The 2,323-nt window shown below is 38.9% G+C and carries 3 protein-coding genes; all 3 read left to right on the top strand.

Annotated features, from left to right (window positions below; genetic code table 11):
• On the top strand, nucleotides 1-239 hold a 239-nt coding region (locus HMPREF1630_RS09600; protein ID WP_037326000.1), incomplete at its 5' end, for a hypothetical protein.
• 258 nt (nucleotides 240-497) lie between these two features.
• The gene (locus HMPREF1630_RS00435; protein WP_004827836.1) at nucleotides 498-1,001 is read left to right on the top strand and encodes a sigma-70 family RNA polymerase sigma factor; all 504 of its coding nucleotides are present in this window, start codon (nucleotides 498-500) and stop codon (nucleotides 999-1,001) included.
• 145 nt (nucleotides 1,002-1,146) lie between these two features.
• Nucleotides 1,147-1,644, top strand: a complete 498-nt coding sequence (locus HMPREF1630_RS00440) for a hypothetical protein (protein WP_052039335.1) — start codon at nucleotides 1,147-1,149, stop codon at nucleotides 1,642-1,644.
• Nucleotides 1,645-2,323 lie beyond the last annotated feature (679 nt).

Raw genomic sequence — 2,323 nt, forward strand, 5'->3', positions numbered from 1 at the left:
AAACTTCGAGACCATTTCTCCCATTTATCGAGCAAAGATTTCTAATCAAGAAGCCCGTTAAGAAAATCGCTTGTCTGAGCGAAGCGAGTTTGCGATTTTTAGGGCTTCGCAGATTAGAAATCTCTATGAAAAAACGAAAACTAATACAAGGTAATTCTCTCTACCAAAAAAAGCTTGCCGAAAAGGCAAGCTTCTTTTTTTGCCCTCCGCTAAGGAGCCGTTTGGAGGGGGTAGCGTAAGGGGGTTTAAGGGGGAGCCGGTGGGGGGACATACGGAAAGTCCCCCTGGGCTCCCCCTTAGAACGGAGATTCAACTGTAAGTAGAATAATTAAATTAAAAATCAAAAAAATATTTATATTATATAGAAAGGATGATTCAATCTCGGATTGAAAGAAAAATTAATTATTAAGACCCTTTTAGCCAATTAAACTTTTTTAAAAATTTATATTATCATTGATTTAGTCTCGAGATAAATTTTATGAAATGAGGATATTTTTATGATTAATATAAACAAAGCAGAGAGGATTATGGGGGATTATATGCCTTTGATCCTTGCCACTGTTAGAAGATTCGATGCTTTTGAGAGAGAAGAAGCTATTGATGAGGCTAAGATGGTCTTAGTTGAGGCGATTGTCTCCTATGATGAGGACAAGGGCACCTTTGGCAACCATTTGAAGCACAGGCTTAATTACTATTTTTGGGACAAGGCGAAGAAGCCTCGACCTACTTCCCTTGACATAGTGACCGAGAAGGGACAAAGTCTCGTGGATAATTTGATAAGCGATGATGACATCGAGGATGATTTTTTCACCAAAGAAGCCTACAAGGACTTGTATGCCAATATTAAAAAGCTTGATAGGAAGGATGTAGTAATCATCAAATTGAAATATTGGGAAAGACTCTCCGACAAAAAAATCGCCGAGCTCATAGGCCTTTCATCAAAAACTGTGAGAAATAGACACTCTCTAGCACTCAAAAAATTGAGAAAAATGATGGAATAATGTCTTTGCTAAAAATATTTTAGCCTTGCGATTAAAAAGCCTAAAAGGCTTTTAGCAAAATTTCTTCAAAACTCTTGCCAGGAATTTGTTTTCGATGTACAATACAAGTACATTAAAAGTCCAAATAGACATGAAAGGAGAAAGTATGTTCACAGATATAATTGCAATCATGCCCGAACAAGTCAAGGGCAAGGGAATATATTCACGCATCTACAAGGAAGACGAATCAATCTTGGATCAGAGAACGCCAGCCCTCTTCCTAAAAAACCTCTACGAGGAAAAAGGCAAGAGCAAAAAGCAGATGGACAAGAAAATCAAGGCGACCTACCAAATCTACCGTAACATCCCCTACGTCATAGACGCCAACCAGGTATTTTTCCCATTCAAAATCAGAAACACCCCCTTCGCAGAAAACAACCGAGCCTTTATCAACGTCAAATACGTCAGCAAAATCAAAGACACCACCATAGTCCTAGTCTCAGGCGAAGAAATCCAGACCCTAAGCAACAACAAATCCCTAATCCAAAACCGAAACCTAGCCAAAGCCCTCCACCTAGAAGAAATCCTAGTAAAAACCCTAGAAAGAGAATCCAGCATGAGATATGTTATGGCGTATTTAAGAAAAGGGTCTTATACGATATAAGTTATCATCTTTTTTTCTTTCAATCCGAGATTGACTTATCTATCTATATATAATTAATTATTTTGATTTTTAAAAGTATTATTCCATTTACAGTTGAATCTTCGTTCCAAGGGGGAAACCCTAGGGAACGTTTCGCACGTTCCCTCATCTGTTTCCCCCTTACACCCCCGGCAAGCCCGTCGGCTCGTGGAGACTTACACCCTCCGGGCGACCCCTCTCGGGGGACAAGGAGTTTGCCTTCGGCAAACTATTAATATAGAGGTTCCTTCGTATGAGTAGTGCTATATCCAAACTTTTTTGACATTCAGTCGGCTAAAATTTGATAACTCGCTAACGCTCAAACAATCAAATTTTTTTAACGCCTCCTTCATTTACAAAAATACAAGGTCTTAAGTTTTTAATTCTCCGTACATACATAACCTTAAGTTATGAGATCCCTCGTTTCGACCGAGCGTAAGACTAGCCCGTCGGCTCGTGGAGACTGGAGAAATCTCTTGTCACCTTTATAAAATAAATATGGTTTAGGTGTCTAGTAACACTTAAATCAAAAAAATAACTCCCATTTAGCAATGTTTGGCGAAAGCCAAACGAGCCTAGGACATTCTAAAACTTCGAGACTAAATCTCCACTTTATCGGGGAAAGATTTCTAATCAAGGGTTGCGTTAAGAAAACTGATTG

Origin of the sequence: Anaerococcus lactolyticus S7-1-13, assembly GCF_000758765.1 — a bacterium.
GTDB lineage: Bacteria > Bacillota > Clostridia > Tissierellales > Peptoniphilaceae > Anaerococcus > Anaerococcus lactolyticus.

Coding starts and splice junctions, on each gene's coding strand:
- HMPREF1630_RS00435 (WP_004827836.1), top strand. CDS start 498: ATGATTAATATAAACAAAGCAGAGAGGATTATGGGGGATTATATGCCT.
- HMPREF1630_RS00440 (WP_052039335.1), top strand. CDS start 1,147: ATGTTCACAGATATAATTGCAATCATGCCCGAACAAGTCAAGGGCAAG.